We start from the raw sequence: 17,308 nt of genomic DNA, 5'->3' as shown, positions 1-17,308 counted from the left end.
GCTTTGCGGAGAATGAGCCGCCACTTGACTCTGCCGGAAAGAATGTCAATTGGAGGCAAAACAGCCTTAAGGGGCGCAATCAGGGCATCAGCCAGGGACATGAGAATGACCATTGCTTTCACTTTTCCCGGTCAGGGCAGCCAGGCCGTCGGCATGGGCAAGGATCTCGCCGAAAATTTTACCGAAGCCCACGCCGTTTTCCAAGAGGTCGATGAGGCGCTTGGTGAAAAGCTATCGGACGTCATGTTCAACGGTCCCGAGGATACGTTGACCTTGACGGCGAACGCCCAGCCGGCGCTGATGGCCGTCTCCATCGCCGTTATCCGCGTTCTCGAAGCCAAAGGGCTGGATCTGAAGTCCAAGGTCGCCTACGTCGCCGGCCACTCGCTCGGCGAATATTCGGCACTTTGCGCCGCCGGCACCTTTTCGCTCGCCGACACCGCGCGGCTGTTGCGCATCCGCGGCAATGCCATGCAGGCCGCCGTCCCCGTCGGCGTCGGCGCCATGGCCGCGATCATCGGCCTCGAACATGCCGACGTCGTTGCCGTCTGCGAGGCAGCGGCCGCCGTCGGCGCCTGCCAGATCGCCAACGACAATGGCGGCGGCCAGATTGTCATCTCGGGCGAGAAGGCAGCCGTCGAAAAGGCGGCGGCCCTTGCGACCGACAAGGGCGCCAAGCGCGCCATTCTGTTGCCGGTCTCTGCTCCGTTCCATTCGACGCTGATGGCGCCCGCCGCCGATGCCATGCGCGAAGCGCTGGCAAAGGTCGCCAAGTCCGATCCCGTCGTGCCCGTCATCGCCAATGTCCGTGCCGCCCCGGTGACCGGCGCCGACGAGATCGCCGGCCTGCTGGTCGAGCAGGTGACCGGTCAGGTCCGCTGGCGCGAGACGGTGGAATGGTTCGCCGGAAATGGCGTGACGACGCTTTATGAACTCGGTTCCGGCAAGGTGCTGACCGGCCTTGCCCGCCGCATCGACAAGACGATCAACGGCATCTCCGTCAACGGTCCGGCGGATATCGACGCGGCCATCGCCGCCCTCATGGCCTGATTGGTATCTCCAGATATAAGGAACGTTTCTATGTTCGATCTTTCCGGCCGCAAGGCTCTCGTCACCGGCGCATCGGGCGGTATCGGCGAGGAAATCGCCCGCCTTCTTCATAAGCAGGGGGCCGTCGTTGGCCTGCACGGTACCCGCGTCGAAAAGCTGGAAGCGCTGGCCGCCGATCTCGGCGAGCGCGTCAAGATCTTCCCGGCCAACCTCTCCGACCGCGACGAGGTCAAGGCGCTCGGTCAGAAGGCCGAAGCCGACCTCGAAGGCGTCGACATCCTCGTCAACAATGCCGGCATCACCCGCGACGGCCTGTTCGTGCGCATGAACGACGAGGATTGGGACAGCGTCATCGAGGTGAACCTGACGTCGACCTTCCGCCTGACGCGCGAATTGACGCATCCGATGATGCGCCGCCGCTATGGCCGCATCATCAACATCACCTCCGTCGTCGGCGTCACCGGCAATCCGGGCCAGGCCAATTACTGCGCCTCCAAGGCCGGCATGATCGGCTTCACCAAGTCCCTGGCGCAGGAGATCGCCACCCGCAACGTGACGGTCAATTGCGTGGCGCCCGGTTTCATCGAAAGCGCCATGACCGGCAAGCTGAACGACAAGCAGAAGGAAGCGATCATGGGAGCGATCCCGATGAAGCGCATGGGCACGGGCGGCGAGGTCGCTTCGGCAGTCGCTTACCTTGCGTCCTCCGAGGCCGCTTATATGACGGGCCAGACGCTGCACGTAAACGGCGGCATGGCGATGATCTGAAACGACAAACTGTTGGCATGGGAATATTTCCGCCAATAGCATGTTGAGCAATCACGAAGCGTTGATTTTCTGGCTTTGCGGCAGACATAAAGCATGTTAAGCGGGCCATGACTGTCAACAGTCGTCCCGAGAAAGCAGACGGACCGGCGGGCTTTTTGCAAGCCTGGGACATCTCTGAAGCCGGGTAAACGAGTTTGCCGAGGATGTCTGAAAACATCGCAGGCTGAAACAGGGTAGGGGTGCCGCAACGGCATTCCGATCAGGACATAAGGTCGAGGAAACCGACATGAGCGATATCGCAGAACGCGTAAAGAAAATTGTTATTGATCATCTTGGCGTTGATGCCGACAAGGTCGTCGAGAGCGCCAGCTTTATCGACGATCTGGGCGCTGACTCGCTCGACACGGTCGAACTTGTCATGGCTTTCGAAGAAGAATTCGGTGTTGAAATTCCTGACGACGCTGCCGACTCGATCCTGACGGTCGGCGATGCCGTGAAGTTTATTGAGAAGGCCCAGGCCTGATCCTGTAAATTTGAGAAAGGGCGGGCTTGGAGTCCGCCCTTTTCTTTTCGGCATATTTCTCCATAGAACATAAGAGACGGGGGAAAGCACGCGATGAGACGTGTCGTCATCACCGGTACCGGCATGGTATCACCCTTGGGATGCGGAACCGAGGTGACGTGGTCCCGGCTGCTTGCCGGTCAGAACGGCGCCCGCCTCGTCACCGAATTCGAGGTCGACGACCTTCCCGCCAAGATCGCCTGCCGCATTCCTATCGGTGACGGCACCGACGGCACCTTCAATGTCGATCAGTGGATGGAGCCGAAGGAGCAGCGCAAGGTCGATCCCTTCATCATCTACGGCATGGCCGCCGCCGACATGGCGCTTGCCGATGCCGGCTGGCATCCTGAAACTGATGAGGACCAGATCGCCACCGGCGTGCTGATCGGCTCCGGCATCGGCGGCATCGAAGGCATCGTCGAAGCGGGTTATACCCTGCGCGACAAAGGCCCGCGCCGCATCTCCCCCTTCTTCATTCCCGGTCGCCTGATCAACCTCGTCTCCGGCCAGGTCTCGATCCGCCACAAGCTGCGCGGACCCAATCATTCGGTCGTCACCGCCTGCTCGACAGGTGCGCATGCGATCGGCGATGCGGCGCGGCTGATTGCGCTGGGTGATGCTGACGTCATGGTCGCCGGCGGCACGGAATCCCCTGTCAGCCGCATTTCGCTTGCAGGCTTTGCCGCCTGCAAGGCGCTGTCGACCCAGCACAACGACGATCCGCAGAAGGCGTCACGCCCCTATGATCGCGACCGCGACGGCTTCGTCATGGGCGAGGGCGCCGGCATCGTCGTGCTCGAGGAACTGGAACACGCCAAGGCGCGCGGCGCCAGGATTTACGCCGAAATCGTCGGCTATGGCCTGTCGGGCGACGCCTATCACATCACCGCGCCGTCCGAAGATGGCGAGGGCGCCGGCCGCTGCATGGCGATGGCGCTGAAGCGCGCCGGGCTGACGCCGGCCGATATCGATTACATCAATGCACACGGTACCTCGACCATGGCCGACACGATCGAACTCGGCGCCGTCGAGCGGCTGGTCGGCAATGCGGCGTCGAAGATCTCCATGTCCTCGACCAAGTCGGCGACAGGACACCTTCTCGGTGCTGCAGGCGCCATCGAGGCGATCTTCACCACGCTCGCCATTCGCGACAATATCGCGCCGCCGACGCTCAATCTCGACAATCCCGAACGGGAGACGGCGATCGATCTTGTTCCGCACAAGGCGCGTGAACGAGAAATCAACGTGGCGCTGTCCAACTCATTCGGATTCGGCGGCACGAATGCATCGCTCGTACTGCGCCGTTACGCGCAATAAGAGTTCTGCAAGCGGTGTGACGGGCCTCCCTTGCACCGCAGACCGGCCGTCCTCTACGTTGCGTAAGCGGGCGTGCGAAAGCATAACGACCGTCAGCGGCTCGTTGAACGGCGGCAGAACCTGCTTTTGCCGCATTGCTTCGCGAAATAGCGAAGTGAGGGTCAAGTTTTAGAGGATTGCCGGTGAGCGATACGACGAACCAGAGCAACGATACCCAGGCGCAGAAGGGACCGATTATCCCGAAGTCGCCGAGCGAAGCCCTGCGTCCGGAGCGCGTTCCGGAGCCGCCGAAGCGGTCCAAGAAAGCCCGCGGCCAGGTCGTTCTTTTCCTGAACTTCATCATGACGATGGCGGTTCTGGTCTGCGTTGTCGCCGTCATCGGCTTCTACTATGCCACATCGACCTATCGGAACCCGGGTCCGCTGCAGACCAACACCAATTTCATCGTCCGCAACGGCGCTGGTCTGACCGAAATCGCCTCAAACCTCGAGCGCAACGCGATCATCAGCGATGCCCGCATCTTCCGCTATCTCACGGCAACGCATCTTTCTGCCGGTGAGAGCTTGAAGGCGGGTGAATACGAGATCAAGGCGAGGGCCTCCATGAGGGATATCATGGAGCTGCTGAAATCGGGCAAGTCCATTCTTTATTCCGTTTCCTTCCCCGAGGGGCTGACGGTCCGCCAGATGTTCGATCGTATGCTGCAGGATACCGTGCTGGAAGGCGATTTGCCGGCGGCACTGCCGACCGAGGGCAGTCTGCGTCCGGATACCTACAAATTCTCGCGCGGCACCAAACGCTCGGAGATCGTCGAACAGATGGCGGCTGCGCAGCAGAAGCTCGTCGATCAGATCTGGGACAAGCGCGACTCCTCGCTGCCGCTGCGATCCAAGGAGGAGTTCGTGACACTCGCCTCGATCGTCGAAAAGGAAACCGGTGTTCCCGACGAGCGTGCCCATGTCGCCTCCGTTTTCCTGAACCGGCTCGGCAAGGGCATGCGCCTGCAGTCCGACCCGACGATCATCTACGGCCTCTTCGGCGGCGAGGGCAAACCGGCTGACCGGCCGATCTACCAGTCGGACCTGAAGCGGGACACGCCTTACAACACCTATGTCATCAAGGGTCTGCCGCCGACGCCGATCGCCAATCCCGGCAAGGATGCGCTGGAAGCCGTCGCCAATCCCTGGAAGACGCAGGATCTCTATTTCGTCGCCGACGGTACCGGTGGCCATGTTTTCGCTGCGACGCTCGAGGAGCACAATGCCAACGTCAAGCGCTGGCGCAAGCTCGAAGCTGACAAGGGTTCGGACCCGAACATCGCAGTCGACGGCCAGCCGGAAGAGCAGCCGGCGGATAATGGCGCGACCGTAGCGCCGCCGAAGAAAAAGAAGATCAACTGAGACTTTCGGGAGGCTCGCATGGCTTTGCAGTCCATGACCGGTTTTGCGCGGCGCGAGGGAACGAGCGGCCGCTGGCGCTGGGCATGGGAACTGCGCTCGGTCAACGGCAAGGGCCTCGACCTGCGTCTGCGCCTACCGCCCGGCCTCGAGCGTATGGAGGCAGAGGTCCGGCGCCTTGCCGGTGAAAGCTTCAGCCGCGGCAACCTGCAGGCATCCCTATCCGTCACCGCCGACGAGAACCGTTTCGAGGCGGTGCTGAACAGGCAAGCGCTTGCCGCCGTGCTGGCCATGCGCGAGCAGCTGGACGGTGTCATCGATCCGGCGCCGCTGAAGCTCGATACGCTGCTTCTAGTGCGCGGCATCGTCGAATTCCGCGAAAGCGAGGATGGCGAGGAGGCGCTTGCTGCCCGTGACGCCGATATCGCCGCCGGCCTGCTGGCCGCGCTTGCCGATCTGAGAGCAATGCGCGAACAGGAAGGGTCGGCGCTGGCCCGCATTCTTCACGACCACGTCACGACGATCGAAGGCCTGACGCGGACGATCGAGGCCGATCCGTCGCGCTCGCCACAGGAGATCGCGGCCCGGCTTGCCGCGCAGGTCGCCTTGTTGATGGACGGCATGGCCGCGCTCGACCGCGAAAGGCTGCACGCCGAAGCCGCGCTGTTGGCGACCAAGGCGGATCTGCGCGAGGAAATCGATCGTCTGAAGGCTCATATCGCCGCAGCGCGTGATCTCCTGGTGAAAGGTGGCCCCGCCGGGCGCCGGCTGGACTTCCTTGCACAGGAATTTAACCGCGAATCGAATACCATCTGCTCGAAGTCGAATGCCTCGGCGGTCACCGCCGCCGGCATCGAGCTGAAAGTCGTGATCGACCAGTTCCGCGAGCAGGTCCAGAATTTGGAGTAAGACATGAAACCGGCGAACTCCTCGCCCGTGCAGATCGCCCGCCGCGGTCTGATGCTTGTTATCTCGTCGCCGTCCGGCGCCGGCAAGTCCACCATCGCGCGCACGCTGCTGGAGACCGACAGGCAAATCGGCCTTTCCGTCAGCGTCACCACGCGCCAGCGCCGCCCGAGCGAAGTCGAGGATGTGCATTACCACTTCAAGAGTGTGCGCGAGTTCGAGCGGCTGCGCGATAGCGACGCGCTGCTCGAATGGGCCGAGGTGCATGGCAATTTCTACGGCACGCCGCGCGAGCCGGTCGAGCAGGCCATGGCCGAAGGCCGCGACATGCTCTTCGACATCGATTGGCAGGGCGCCCAGCAATTGCAGGAGAAGATGTCGGCCGACGTCGTCTCGATCTTCGTGCTGCCGCCGACCATGACCGAGCTTCAGTCGCGGCTGCACCGCCGTGCCGAGGATTCCGAAGAGGTCATCCAGACGCGCCTCGCCAACAGCCGCGCCGAGATCGCCCACTGGCGCGAATACGACTATGTCATCGTCAATGACGATCTCAACGCCGCCCTCGACGCCGTCCAGTCGATCGTCAAGGCCGAACGCCTGCGCCGCGACCGCCGCCATGGTATGTTCGACTTCGTCCGCGAGTTGCTGGAAGAGACGCCGTCGCTTTAAATTAGCGCATGTCCTGGGAAAGCCGCTTCAGACGTTGCTGGAGTTGCCTACAGGCTGTTTGCGAGAAGGCAGAATTCCTCGACGGACAAGGTTTCCGCCCGACGCGCCGGATCGATCCCGGCCTTGACGAGCAGGCTCTCGCCGCCAAGCGGTTTCAGGCTTTGGCGCAGCATCTTGCGGCGCTGGCCGAAGGCCGCCTGTGTCACCTTTTCCAGATTGCCGACAGCGCAGGGGATGGTATTTTCGCGCGGCGTCAGCTGCACTACCGTCGACGTCACTTTCGGCGGCGGCGTGAAGGCCTGCGGCGGCACGTCGAAGGCCATGCGTGCCTCCGTCCGCCAGCCACAGAGCACGCCGAGACGGCCGTAATGGTCGTCGTCTTCGTTGGCGACGATACGCTCGCCGACCTCCTTCTGGAACATCAGCGTCAGGGATTGCCAGAAGGGCGGCCAGGCTTTCGGCAACAGCCAGTTGACCAATAGCTGCGTGCCGACATTATAGGGCAGGTTGGCGATGATCTTGACCGGGCCTTCCGGCGCCAGCGCCTCGAAATCCGTCTTCAGCGCATCGCCTTCGATCACCTCCAGCCGGCCGGGATAGTGATCGGCAATTTCGGCGAGCGCCGGCAGGCAGCGCGCATCTCGCTCGATGGCGATGACCTTCTTGGCGCCGAGTGCCAGGATCGCGCGCGTCAACCCGCCGGGGCCGGGGCCGACCTCGAAGACGGTCGCATCTTCGAGCGCCCCCGCCGTGCGGGCGATCTTCTGCGTGAGGTTGAGGTCGAGCAGGAAGTTCTGCCCGAGCGCCTTGCGTGCATCGAGGCCGTGACGCTGGATGACGTCGCGAAGCGGCGGCAGGCCATCGAGTGCTGCCATCAGCGGCGGCTTTCCGCGCTGCGGCCGAGCTGGGCGGCGAGCTTCAGCGCCGCAACGAGGCTGTGCTCGCGCGCCAGTCCCTTGCCGGCAATGCCGAAAGCGGTGCCGTGATCCGGCGAGGTGCGCACGAAGGGAAGCCCGAGCGTCACGTTGACGCTGTCGTCGAAACCAAGTGCTTTGGCCGGGATCAGCGCCTGATCGTGATACATGCAGACGGCGACGTCGTATCGCGCCCGCGCCTCGTCATGGAACATCGTATCGGCGGGCAGGGGGCCGATCGCATCGATGCCCTCGTCGCGCAGGCGCTCGATCGCCGGACGGATGACGTCCTCGTCCTCCGTACCGATCGCCCCACCTTCGCCCGCATGCGGGTTGAGGCCGGCAACGGCGAGCCGCGGCGCCTCGATGCCGAAGCGCTGCCTCAGATCTTCATGGGCGATCCGGCAGGTTTCCGTGATCAGGTCGCCCGTCAGCGCCTGCGGCACGTCGCGGACCGGAATATGGATGGTGACGGGAATGGCCCGGAGCTTCGGTCCGGATAGCATCATCACCGGTATCGCCGGCCGGCCGGTCGCCCTGGCGGCGAGATCGGCGAGAAATTCGGTATGGCCGGGAAACCGGAAACCCGCCTCGTAAAGCACGGCCTTGGCGATCGGATTGGTAACGACTGCGAGCGCCTCGCCGTCAATGACAAGCGACACGGCTTTCTCGATCGACGCGATCGTGCCTTTCGCCGTTGCCGCATGCGGTTCGCCGGCCACGACCTCGATACCGGCCGGTATGGTCATGACGGGCAGCGCATCGGCAAACATGCCGGCGGCCCTGCCGGCTTCATCGGTCTCGCGGATCGAAACCGCCAGATTGAGCTGGCGGGCTCTCAACGCCAGAACATCGGGGTCGCCGATCAGGAAGAAAGGCGGCAGCCCGAGTTCACGCCGCCGGAGCCAGGCCATCAGAGTAATATCCGGCCCGATGCCGGCGGGGTCGCCCTGGCTCAGCGCAAGCGGTCGCGAAAACGGTATCGCCATTGTCGGTCAGCGATAGGCGATCTGCGCCTTTTTGCGCAGTTCATCCAGGTATTTCTTGCTGTTTTCGTTTTCCGGGCTGGCATCCTTGCCGGCCTTGGACTTGTCGAGATCTTCCTGGCGGAAGACCATTTCGGCGGCCTGGTCGTCGGAGACCTGCCGCTGGCTGCAGATCGCCAGATATTCGACGCCCTTGTCGGTGACGCGGGTCCCTGTCGTGTTGCCCTTGGCCTGCTCGACCAGCGGCTTCCAATCCGGCGGGATCTCGGGGGCGAGCATGCGGCCGAGATCGCGCACGGAAACGTCGCGCATCGTCGCCGCAAACACCTTTGCCTGATCGCAACCCGGAAATTTGGAGCGCGACGCCTCGGCCTCGCCCTTGCGCTTGCCGGTGATGGCGCCTCGCTTGGCTTGCGGAATGACGAAGATGATCTGCTGCAGCATATATTCCGTCGTCACCGGCTTCTGCTTGTTGTTCTGCATCATGCGCGAGACGAGATCATAGTTCGACAGCCGCGAGGTCGAGCCGTAGCGGGCGTTGACGACGCGCGGCCAGCTCATCTGCACGGCGATGAAACCCTTGAAATGATCGACGCCGACGCCGGCGCGATCGAGGATCTGCGACATCTGCTCGGGGGACAGCTTGTTGCCGCTCGAAAAGCGCGCGAAAGACGCATCGACGTCCTGCTGCGAAACCGACATACGGACGCGGGCGACTTCCTGCCGCTTGAGCGTCTCGTCGATCAATTGCTCCTGGGCGGTCTTGGCATCGGCCTTCGTATGCTGCAGGCGCAGGAAGGCCTGGCGCTTGGCGACATCGCCGCTGGTGATGGCGGTGCCGTTCACCACGGCCTTGACTTCACTGGCCGCAAGCGCTGGACCGGCAAGGCCCGTCAGCAATGCAAGCGCTGCCCCGGCGAGGAACTTGGTTATGGCTTTTTTCGCGTCAATCATCTGTTGACCTCCCGATAGCGCCGCGAGACGTTGTTCGCGGCGTTCTTACCACAGTGCGAGACACGCTGAAATCGCTTCCGTCACGGCGCGAAACCCCTATGCCTCAGATACCGACTGGCGGCAATGTCCTGCACAGGCTTACGGCGAAAGAATGGCTTCAGGCCATGTTTGCGCCGATCGCCCGTCATTCGAGGGTGTCGGAACCGATCTTGATGTCGCCGAGCGTGCGGAAGGTCAGCCGTGCGCCGATCGTCCAGTCGCTTCCCGACTCGTCGTCGGAATCTCTGCTGTCCGTATAGGCGATCGTGAAGATCGTGCATTCGTCGTCATAAGAGAGGCCGATCGTCCGCCGGCTGATCACATCATTGTTCAGATCCCAGGCAATGCCGCCGAAAATCGACCAGTAATCCTTGAACTTGACGCTGCTGTTGGTCTGGATCTCGTCATTGTCCTCGGCGAATCCATATGCCGGCTGGGCGCTGAGATGAGTGTAGGTCAGCTGCGTCGAGAAGGTGTCGTTCTGGTAGGCCGTCGTCAGATCGCCGCGGCGGAATTCGAAATCTTTTTCGTCGAGCCGGTAGGAGGCAGCGACGGAAACGCCGTACGGTGTTTCGACGCCGCCAAGGCCGACATAATCGGAGCGGTCGGTTTCGAGGCCCGAATCCGCGCCGACATTGACGAGGTCATCGGTCGCAAACGAGTTCTGGCCGGCGATCTGATAGGATTGGCCGAAGATGCCGTGCAGCTTGTAACCGCTGTCGAATGTACCGGTGTACTGAACGCCGACATTGGCGCGGGTACCGCCTTCGACCCGGTCGTAACCCGAGAACTTGTCGCGGTCGAACAGCGAGGTGGCGTCGAAGACGAAGCTTTGCGCATCCTCGTTCGGCAGGCGGCCTGCCAGCTGCTCGTCGGGGCGGGCATAGATCTGTGCGATCGGCTCGAGGATATGGGTGCTGTTTTCCGTCGTCATCAAGATCGGATAACGCATCTCCAGCCCGGCTGTGAACATCGAGCGGGTGGCGGAATTGCCGTCGACGTAATTGCCGGTATAGCCGGTCGGATCATCCATGTTCAACGCGAAGGCATCGCCGCGCGCGGCCAGCAACGGCGTGATCACCAGGCCGGTCGGCGTAACGTAGGTGCGCTTCCATTGCAGCTCGGCGGTCAGCCGCGAGGTCTGGCCTTTCAGGCCACGGAAGCGGTCGAAGCCGTCGACGGTATAGAAGTCATCATGTGTGCGCGAAATATTCGTCAGGTTGACATCCGCCGAAAGCTCGCCGCCGGCAAGCGGCTGCGGCGCCACATAGTGATAGTCGAGCGACGGATAGACGATTGCCTGCTGCTTTTCAGCGGTATTCGTCCGATCGGCATCCTGGACGTCGAAATAGAACGCCCGCATGTCGAAATAATTGCGTTTCCCGAGCCCTGTCAGGTAGATCTGGTTGGTACGATCCGTACCGGTCAGGCCCCGGAGCTTGTACGTTTTCGAGAAATTGTTGTCGCTCTGCATCATGACGTCCCAGCCGAACGTCCAGCGGGGATTGATGCGGAATTCGGCCTTCGAAGCCACCATGCCACGCTGGTCGGCTTCGGCATCGCTGGTGCCGGAGCTGAAGTTGCCCGGCTTTGCCTGGTCGATACCGGCGACGCGCAGAATATGCGTGCCATTTTCAAAGCGTTGGCGAAATTCGCCTTCGATGAGGAAGCCCTGGGCGGTGTAGCCCGTGGCGGTGACCGTCGCGTCCATGCTCGGCGAGATCACATAGTAATAAGGAACGGAAAGACCGAAGCCGAGATTCTGCGACAGGCTCATCGTCGGAAACAGAAAGCCGGACTTGCGTTTCACCGTATTGTCGGGAACTTCGATGAACGGCAGGAAGGCAATCGGATGGCCGAGCAGCTCGAAGCGCGCTCTCTCCAGCCGGATCGTATGCGTCTCGCCGTTCTGGATCACCCGCTGGGCCTTGACCTGCCAGAAGGGCGCGCGCTTCGGATCTTCGGCGCAGGGAAGGCAGGCCGTGTAGACGCCCTTGTTGAGAATCATCAACGTGCCGCCGACGCGCTCGCCGCTTTCGGCAACGATACGCGTGTTGTCGGCGGTCTCGATGCGCAGCGAGTTCAGGAACCCGTCGGCAAAATTGTCGGTCACGTCAAGGTTATCGGCATAGATACGATTGCCGTCGGGGCTGACGAGCTCGACATTGCCGAGCGCCATCATCCGGCCGGTCTTCTGATTGTACTCGACCTTCTGCGCGACCATTTTATAGCCGCCATAGTTGATCTGCACGCCGCCGACCGCCGACACCAGGTCGGCGTCACGGTTATAGACGAGTTCATTGGCCGAAAGCAGGAGCTTGGCCCCTTCGGGAATATTCTTCTCTATATTTTGTTCGGGCGCGCTGGCCTGGCCGAAAGAGGCCGGGGCGCTGCCGAAATAGGAACATAAAGCCGCACCGACAAGCAGGGCAACCAGCTGTTTACTAAAATACTTGCGGTCGCCTGCCGCCACTAGCCGTCCTCCTGATGAAGCAGAATAGTCGCACCCAAGGCCAGCGCGACGACCACCGGTATCCACGTCGCCACGAAGGGAGGCACGACTCCACTGCTTCCGAATGCCTTTACAAGCACGGTGATGACATAAAGCATGAAGCCCGAAAGGATGCCACCCAGAATCACGGAGCGGGATTGGTTGAACCGGCTAAATTTTAGGGACACTGTTGCGGCTATGAAAGTCATGGCCACCAGCAGCAATGGCTGGGACAACAGGGAGTTGAATTGCGTCTCCAGCGCCTTGGTCGAGATGCCGAAGGATTTGGCCGCCGCAATCCGGTTGGAAAGGTCAAAGAAACCAATTGTTTCCGGCGCTGTCAGCCGCTCCTGGACGAAGTCCTGTTTCAGATTGGTGCGAAGTTGAACCGAAGCTTTACGCACGGGGATTTCGCCAGGCTTGCGCTCGACAACGGTGTTAAGTTGCCAGTAACCATCTTCCAATTTTGCCGTGGCGGCGTCCTGTCTCAGAATGACCTGACCGCGTGAATCGAAATGGATCAGCACCGCGTCGATCAGCTTGGTTCCGTTCTCCTGAACCGTCTGGGCGCCGATGATGACATCGTCCCGGCCGCTGATCTGGCGCAGCCACGGGATCTGCGGCGCCTTGCGCAGAACCGCGTTCTCGCCGCGCCAGTCGGATTCGACCAGCAGCGCCTGGCGCTGTCCCCAGGCGGCAAGCGGGTTGAGTGCCGTCATCGTCAGCAGGCCGAGCAGCAGCGAGCCGGCGATGAAGGGGAACATGAACTGCCAGACCGAAATACCGGCGGCGCGCGTCACGACGAGCTCATATTTGCGGTTGAGCCCGATCAGCACCGTCATGCCGACGAACAGCGCGATGAAGGGTACTGTTTGCTGCAGGATGAGCGGCAGGCGCACGGCGGTCATCAGGATGCCGCCGCCGATCGTGTAGCCGGGAAGGCCGGACATGCGGCCGGCCGTCTCGCTGAAATCGAGGAGGAAAGAAATCGCCGAGACGCCGATCAGGAACCAGCCCATCGTCACCAGGTAGCGGCGAAAGAAATAACGCGACAATGTCCCGAACATCATTGGGCAGCGCCCCCGCCGGTCCGGCCGGTTGCGGCAAGCAGCCTTTCCTGCATCCGTCTCCAGAACGACGAAATCCGGTCGCGGATGAACGAAGGCATGACCAGTCGTTTGTGCAGGCCGAGGAAGACGATCGAGACGATGCTGCTGACGATCGGGATGGCGTAGAGGACGGCGATATATTCAGGGTCGGTGTCGATCTGATTGGCCGCGTAGAAGGCCGCCCATCGCATCGCGAAGGCATAGGCGAGAGCGCTCACCATCGGATGCAGCCGCGCTTCGCGGTGCGAGCGCGCATCGCCGGCGATCGCCAGTGAAAACAGCGCAAAAACGACAGGCAGGATCCAGTCGGTCAGCCGCCGATGCAGTTCGGCGCGATAGCTTTGCGGCCGGATCGTATAGTCCTTGTCGGTGGGATCCGGATTGAACAGGAACCACAGGTCACGGTCGCTGGCGCGCAGCGTCGCCTGACCGCGATTCTCCGTCATGTCCGAGAGGTCGAAGGAATAGGAATCGAAATTGATGACCGAGACGTTGCCATCGGGCGTTTTGCGATGCACTTCGCCTTCATGCATGATCAGCGTCGTGCCCGTGTCGTCGACGGCGCCTTCCTTCGCATAATAGATCAGTTCGTAGGCCGGGTCGCGCTCGTCGGCGACAAAAAGCCCTTTCAGCATGCGGCCCGCCATCCGCTGCGAGATCTGCACATAGAGGCCTTCATCGAGCTTGCGGAAGGTCTTTTCTTCGATCACCGAAGAGAGGAGGTCAGCATAGGTCTCGGCGATCATCTGGCGCACGACGGTCTTTGCGCGCGGCTCGACGACGTTGTCGACGAAGAAGGAAAAGACGCTGATGACAGCGGCGAGCAGCAGGATCGGGCGGATCAGCACGCTGCGCCGCGCCCCGGCCGCGTCGATGACGGTGAGCTCGGAATCATTGTTCATCGTCGTCAGCGTCTGGGTGATCGCGATAACGAGGGCGAAGGGCAGCACGACAGGAATGATCGACGGCAGAATCATCGTCGCCAGCTTGGCGAACGAGCCGATCGACTGGCCGCTGTCGGTGACCAGATTGATGCGCTGCAGAACCTGAGTCGTCCAAATGATCGCCAGAACGGGCAGGAGCGCCACGAGAAACATCTGGCCGACGCGCCGCAATATGTATGTTTCGAGTAGTTTCATGCCTGCCCTTGAAAGCACCTGCACGCCCAAACGGCTTTGCAGGAGAATCCCTCTACGCTCTTTGTCGCGCTTTTGCGACAAGCTGGTGTCAAAAATTCATTCAAATTTCAGAATTTTTTTGGTGCTGTTGCGACTCAGTTAACGCCAGCAATGCGGCGAAGACGACAAGCGAGGAAAGCCATCCAAGAACGACGTCGGAAAGGTAGTGTGCGCCGAAGGATAGCCGCATCGCCGGGGTGAGGATCGAGATCGCCGCCACGGGCGGCGCCAGCGCATAACGCAGGGATTTCGGAACGAAGAGCAGAAGGCAGAGGAGCCAGCCGGCACTCGCCGCCTCGCCGGAGACGAACGAGCAGTTCGAAACGCATTTTCCGGCAAGCGAACCGGCCTCGACGAAATGCAGCGCACCGCCGAAAATGTCCGTCTGTATCGGTCGCGGCCGGCCCCAATGTTCCTTCAGGACGACATTGACGAGCAGCACCGGCCCGATCAGCAGCGTTCCGAGCGCGACTTTGAGCTTTTGCGCGCGCTGGGCGTTGAAGGTCGCGCCATGCTGCTGGTAGCATTCGACGAGTTTCCACACCATCACGATCGCCACCACATAGGGCAGGCGGAAGAAGACGGTGCGCAGCAGGTCGAAGGTCGCAACGTCGCGATAGGGAAAGCCGCCGCAGATGCTCCCGGCAGCAGCAGTCGCGTCGCAATCTGCGCCCACGAAAAAAAGCTGGGAAAAATAGATGTCTATTCCGGGAAAGGCGCGGAAGACGGCAAGCAGCGCCCACCACATCCAAAACAGCAGCATGAATGCGCCGAAAGTCGTTTTCGGCAGGCGGATTGCCGGACCCCGCCATCGATTTTTCGAAAAAACTGTCAACGCGAATATCTACGAAACTGACGAAAACATGAGAGCCCTGATGGCTGCGGGCGACCATAACAATTGTCGCAAGCCATTGACAGACCCGCCAAACGCGAAATTATCCGCGAGGGACGGATTTCAAAGAATCCCAGCGGAGAAGACATGTCAGTAAGGTTGGAAATTTCATTCTCGAAGTCGGCAAAGCTCAATGGCGGCCTGGCGATCCTGTTGAAGACTGCGGAGGCCGACAGCGCTGCCGGCGCTGAAACAGTCGACCCGGCAGGTGTGATCGCCAAGGCTGCGAGGATCGCCCGATTCTCCGCAAAATCCATGAGCGGGCTCGATATTGTTGCCCCCGAAGGCGCGCCCGTCGAGCGCATCGTCGTCATCGGGCTCGGCAAGACCGCCGAACTCACCGCCCATGACTGGCTGAAGGCCGGCGGCGCTGCGGCCTCGAAAATCAAGAACACCGACAAGGCCGCTGTCTTCATCGACGTGCCTGGCCTCGAGACCAGCGCGCGGGCAGCCGCCGATTTTGCGCTCGGCATGCTGCTGCGCGCCTATAGCTTCGATACCTACAAGACGAAGAAGAGCGACGAGGAAGAAAAACCAGTGAAGTCCGTCAAGGTGACGATCGTCACCGCCGATCCGAGTGGTGCCAAGAAGGCGTTTTCCGATTCCGAAGCGATTGCCGGCGGCGTCAATCTTGCCCGTGACCTCGTCAACGAACCGCCGAACGTGCTCGGTCCCGTCGAGTTCGCCGCCAAGGCGAAGGAGCTGGAAAAGCTCGGCGTCGAAGTGGAAATCCTGACCGAGAAGGAGATGCGCCGTCTTGGCATGGGCGCCCTTCTGGGCGTCGCCCAGGGCTCCGTGCGTCCGCCGCGCCTGGCGGTCATGCAGTGGAAGGGCGGCAAGGGCAAGGATCGCCCCGTCGCCTTCATCGGCAAGGGTGTCGTCTTCGATACCGGCGGCATTTCGATCAAGCCGGCCGCCGGCATGGAAGACATGAAGGGCGATATGGGCGGTGCGGCAGCCGTCACTGGCCTCATGCATGTGCTCGCCTCCCGCAAGGCCGCCGTCAACGCCGTCGGCATCATCGGCCTGGTCGAGAACATGCCTGACGGTAACGCCCAGCGTCCTGGTGATATCGTCACCTCGATGTCCGGCCAGACGATCGAGGTGATCAACACCGATGCCGAAGGCCGCCTCGTGCTCTGCGATGCGCTCTGGTACTGCAACGACCGCTTCAAGCCGCAGTTCATGATCAATCTTGCCACGCTGACCGGGGCGATCGTCGTGGCGCTCGGCAATGTGCATGCCGGCCTGTTCTCCAATGACGACCAGCTTTCCGCCCAACTGACGGCAGCCGGTCTTTCGAGCAACGAAAAACTCTGGCGCATGCCGCTCGGCAGGGATTACGACAAGCTGATCGACAGCAAGTTCGCCGATATGAAGAACACCGGCGGCCGACAGGCCGGCTCGATCACGGCCGCGCATTTCCTCAAGCGCTTCGTGCAGGACACGCCTTGGGCGCATCTCGATATTGCCGGCACGGCGATGGGCTCGCCGCAGGACGAGATCAATCAATCCTGGGGTTCCGGCTTCGGCGTGCGCCTGCTCGACGAGCTCGTTCGCGCCCATTATGAATCCTGATGACGGACGTTCTCTTCTATCATCTGACCGAATCCAGGCTGGAGGACGCGCTTCCGCCGCTCATCGACAAAAGCGTCGAGCGCGGCTGGCGCGTTGCCGTCCAGACGCGCGAGCCGGCGCGGCGTGATGCTCTCGATCAGCATCTTTGGACTTTCCGCGAGGAGAGCTTCCTGCCGCACGGCACCGACGAGGCGGATTTCGCCGAAAGCCAGCCGGTGCTTTTGACGGTGACGCCGGACAATGCCAATGCGGCGACCGTGCGTTTCATCGTCGACGGCGCCGAGCCGCCGCCGGCTGATGCCTATGAGCGCATCGTCTTCATGTTCGACGGTCACGACCAGGAGCAACTCGAAGCCGCCCGTGCGCAGTGGAAGAAGCTGAAAGGCGAGGGGCATAACCTCACCTATTGGCAGCAGACACCGGAAGGGCGGTGGGAGAAGAAGGCCTGAGCGTTTCGCCACGACGCTACAGCGCCGCGCGTCGTTTCGAGAGCCGCAA

General features: G+C 61.8%; 16 protein-coding genes. 9 read left to right on the top strand and 7 right to left on the bottom strand.

The window, feature by feature from the left end; translation table 11 throughout:
• Positions 1-105: 105 nt before the first annotated feature.
• The 7 genes from fabD to gmk all read left to right on the top strand — a co-directional run bounded on the left by fabD (position 106) and on the right by gmk (position 6,669).
• A complete protein-coding gene (fabD, locus tag OIU37_RS11450; protein WP_264257547.1) occupies positions 106-1,050 on the top strand; it encodes an ACP S-malonyltransferase in 945 nt (314 codons plus the stop codon).
• Between the two features lie 30 nt (positions 1,051-1,080).
• Positions 1,081-1,818 carry a 3-oxoacyl-[acyl-carrier-protein] reductase gene (fabG, locus tag OIU37_RS11445; protein WP_264257546.1) on the top strand — a complete coding sequence of 246 codons (738 nt, stop codon included), beginning with the start codon at positions 1,081-1,083 and terminating at the stop codon, positions 1,816-1,818.
• A gap of 286 nt (positions 1,819-2,104) precedes the next feature.
• Entirely contained in the window at positions 2,105-2,341 is a 237-nt protein-coding gene (locus OIU37_RS11440; protein WP_003547058.1) for an acyl carrier protein, read from the top strand.
• A 93-nt stretch (positions 2,342-2,434) separates the two neighbouring features.
• Positions 2,435-3,697, top strand: coding sequence for a beta-ketoacyl-ACP synthase II (gene fabF / locus OIU37_RS11435; protein ID WP_018447415.1), 1,263 nt, complete (start codon positions 2,435-2,437; stop codon positions 3,695-3,697).
• Positions 3,698-3,879: 182 nt separating this feature from the next.
• Positions 3,880-5,097, top strand: a complete 1,218-nt coding sequence (gene mltG, locus OIU37_RS11430; RefSeq protein ID WP_171600974.1) for an endolytic transglycosylase MltG — start codon at positions 3,880-3,882, stop codon at positions 5,095-5,097.
• Positions 5,098-5,115: 18 nt separating this feature from the next.
• The gene (locus tag OIU37_RS11425) at positions 5,116-6,003 is read left to right on the top strand and encodes a YicC/YloC family endoribonuclease (RefSeq protein WP_171600973.1); all 888 of its coding nucleotides are present in this window, start codon (positions 5,116-5,118) and stop codon (positions 6,001-6,003) included.
• Between the two features lie 3 nt (positions 6,004-6,006).
• The gene (gene gmk, locus OIU37_RS11420; RefSeq protein WP_171600972.1) at positions 6,007-6,669 is read left to right on the top strand and encodes a guanylate kinase; all 663 of its coding nucleotides are present in this window, start codon (positions 6,007-6,009) and stop codon (positions 6,667-6,669) included.
• Between the two features lie 47 nt (positions 6,670-6,716).
• Here gmk and rsmA read toward each other — a convergent pair whose 3' ends face one another.
• The 7 genes from rsmA to OIU37_RS11385 form a co-directional block, all read right to left on the bottom strand.
• A complete protein-coding gene (gene rsmA, locus OIU37_RS11415; RefSeq protein WP_264257545.1) occupies positions 6,717-7,544 on the bottom strand; it encodes a 16S rRNA (adenine(1518)-N(6)/adenine(1519)-N(6))-dimethyltransferase RsmA in 828 nt (275 codons plus the stop codon).
• Positions 7,544-8,572 (bottom strand): 4-hydroxythreonine-4-phosphate dehydrogenase PdxA, encoded by a 1,029-nt coding sequence (gene pdxA / locus OIU37_RS11410; protein ID WP_264257544.1) that lies wholly within the window; start codon positions 8,570-8,572, stop codon positions 7,544-7,546. The genes rsmA and pdxA overlap by 1 nt, the downstream gene beginning before the upstream one ends.
• Before the next feature lie 6 nt (positions 8,573-8,578).
• Positions 8,579-9,523, bottom strand: coding sequence for a peptidylprolyl isomerase (locus OIU37_RS11405; protein ID WP_168309802.1), 945 nt, complete (start codon positions 9,521-9,523; stop codon positions 8,579-8,581).
• 184 nt (positions 9,524-9,707) lie between these two features.
• Positions 9,708-12,035 (bottom strand): LPS-assembly protein LptD, encoded by a 2,328-nt coding sequence (locus OIU37_RS11400; protein WP_180693289.1) that lies wholly within the window; start codon positions 12,033-12,035, stop codon positions 9,708-9,710.
• Positions 12,035-13,123 carry an LPS export ABC transporter permease LptG gene (lptG, locus tag OIU37_RS11395; RefSeq protein WP_171600968.1) on the bottom strand — a complete coding sequence of 363 codons (1,089 nt, stop codon included), beginning with the start codon at positions 13,121-13,123 and terminating at the stop codon, positions 12,035-12,037. The genes OIU37_RS11400 and lptG overlap by 1 nt, the downstream gene beginning before the upstream one ends.
• Entirely contained in the window at positions 13,120-14,301 is a 1,182-nt protein-coding gene (gene lptF / locus OIU37_RS11390) for an LPS export ABC transporter permease LptF (protein ID WP_171600967.1), read from the bottom strand. The genes lptG and lptF overlap by 4 nt, the downstream gene beginning before the upstream one ends.
• 100 nt (positions 14,302-14,401) lie before the next feature.
• Positions 14,402-15,175, bottom strand: a complete 774-nt coding sequence (locus OIU37_RS11385) for a phosphatase PAP2 family protein (protein ID WP_180693288.1) — start codon at positions 15,173-15,175, stop codon at positions 14,402-14,404.
• A 144-nt stretch (positions 15,176-15,319) separates the two neighbouring features.
• Between OIU37_RS11385 and OIU37_RS11380 the strand changes: the two genes are divergently transcribed.
• Positions 15,320-16,810, top strand: coding sequence for a leucyl aminopeptidase (locus OIU37_RS11380; RefSeq protein ID WP_264257543.1), 1,491 nt, complete (start codon positions 15,320-15,322; stop codon positions 16,808-16,810).
• On the top strand, positions 16,810-17,259 hold the full coding sequence (locus OIU37_RS11375; protein WP_171600964.1) for a DNA polymerase III subunit chi: 450 nt from the start codon (positions 16,810-16,812) through the stop codon (positions 17,257-17,259). The genes OIU37_RS11380 and OIU37_RS11375 overlap by 1 nt, the downstream gene beginning before the upstream one ends.
• The last annotated feature ends 49 nt before the right edge of the window (positions 17,260-17,308 follow it).

Origin of the sequence: Rhizobium sp. BT-226 (assembly GCF_025847085.2) — a bacterium.
In the GTDB taxonomy this organism is placed as follows: domain Bacteria; phylum Pseudomonadota; class Alphaproteobacteria; order Rhizobiales; family Rhizobiaceae; genus Rhizobium; species Rhizobium sophorae.
This window is presented reverse-complemented; position numbering and strand designations above follow the sequence as displayed.

Coding starts and splice junctions, on each gene's coding strand:
- fabD (WP_264257547.1), top strand. CDS start 106: ATGACCATTGCTTTCACTTTTCCCGGTCAGGGCAGCCAGGCCGTCGGC.
- fabG (WP_264257546.1), top strand. CDS start 1,081: ATGTTCGATCTTTCCGGCCGCAAGGCTCTCGTCACCGGCGCATCGGGC.
- OIU37_RS11440 (WP_003547058.1), top strand. CDS start 2,105: ATGAGCGATATCGCAGAACGCGTAAAGAAAATTGTTATTGATCATCTT.
- fabF (WP_018447415.1), top strand. CDS start 2,435: ATGAGACGTGTCGTCATCACCGGTACCGGCATGGTATCACCCTTGGGA.
- OIU37_RS11425 (WP_171600973.1), top strand. CDS start 5,116: ATGGCTTTGCAGTCCATGACCGGTTTTGCGCGGCGCGAGGGAACGAGC.
- gmk (WP_171600972.1), top strand. CDS start 6,007: ATGAAACCGGCGAACTCCTCGCCCGTGCAGATCGCCCGCCGCGGTCTG.
- rsmA (WP_264257545.1), bottom strand. CDS start 7,544: ATGGCAGCACTCGATGGCCTGCCGCCGCTTCGCGACGTCATCCAGCGT.
- pdxA (WP_264257544.1), bottom strand. CDS start 8,572: ATGGCGATACCGTTTTCGCGACCGCTTGCGCTGAGCCAGGGCGACCCC.
- OIU37_RS11405 (WP_168309802.1), bottom strand. CDS start 9,523: ATGATTGACGCGAAAAAAGCCATAACCAAGTTCCTCGCCGGGGCAGCG.
- lptG (WP_171600968.1), bottom strand. CDS start 13,123: ATGATGTTCGGGACATTGTCGCGTTATTTCTTTCGCCGCTACCTGGTG.
- lptF (WP_171600967.1), bottom strand. CDS start 14,301: ATGAAACTACTCGAAACATACATATTGCGGCGCGTCGGCCAGATGTTT.
- OIU37_RS11380 (WP_264257543.1), top strand. CDS start 15,320: ATGTCAGTAAGGTTGGAAATTTCATTCTCGAAGTCGGCAAAGCTCAAT.
- OIU37_RS11375 (WP_171600964.1), top strand. CDS start 16,810: ATGACGGACGTTCTCTTCTATCATCTGACCGAATCCAGGCTGGAGGAC.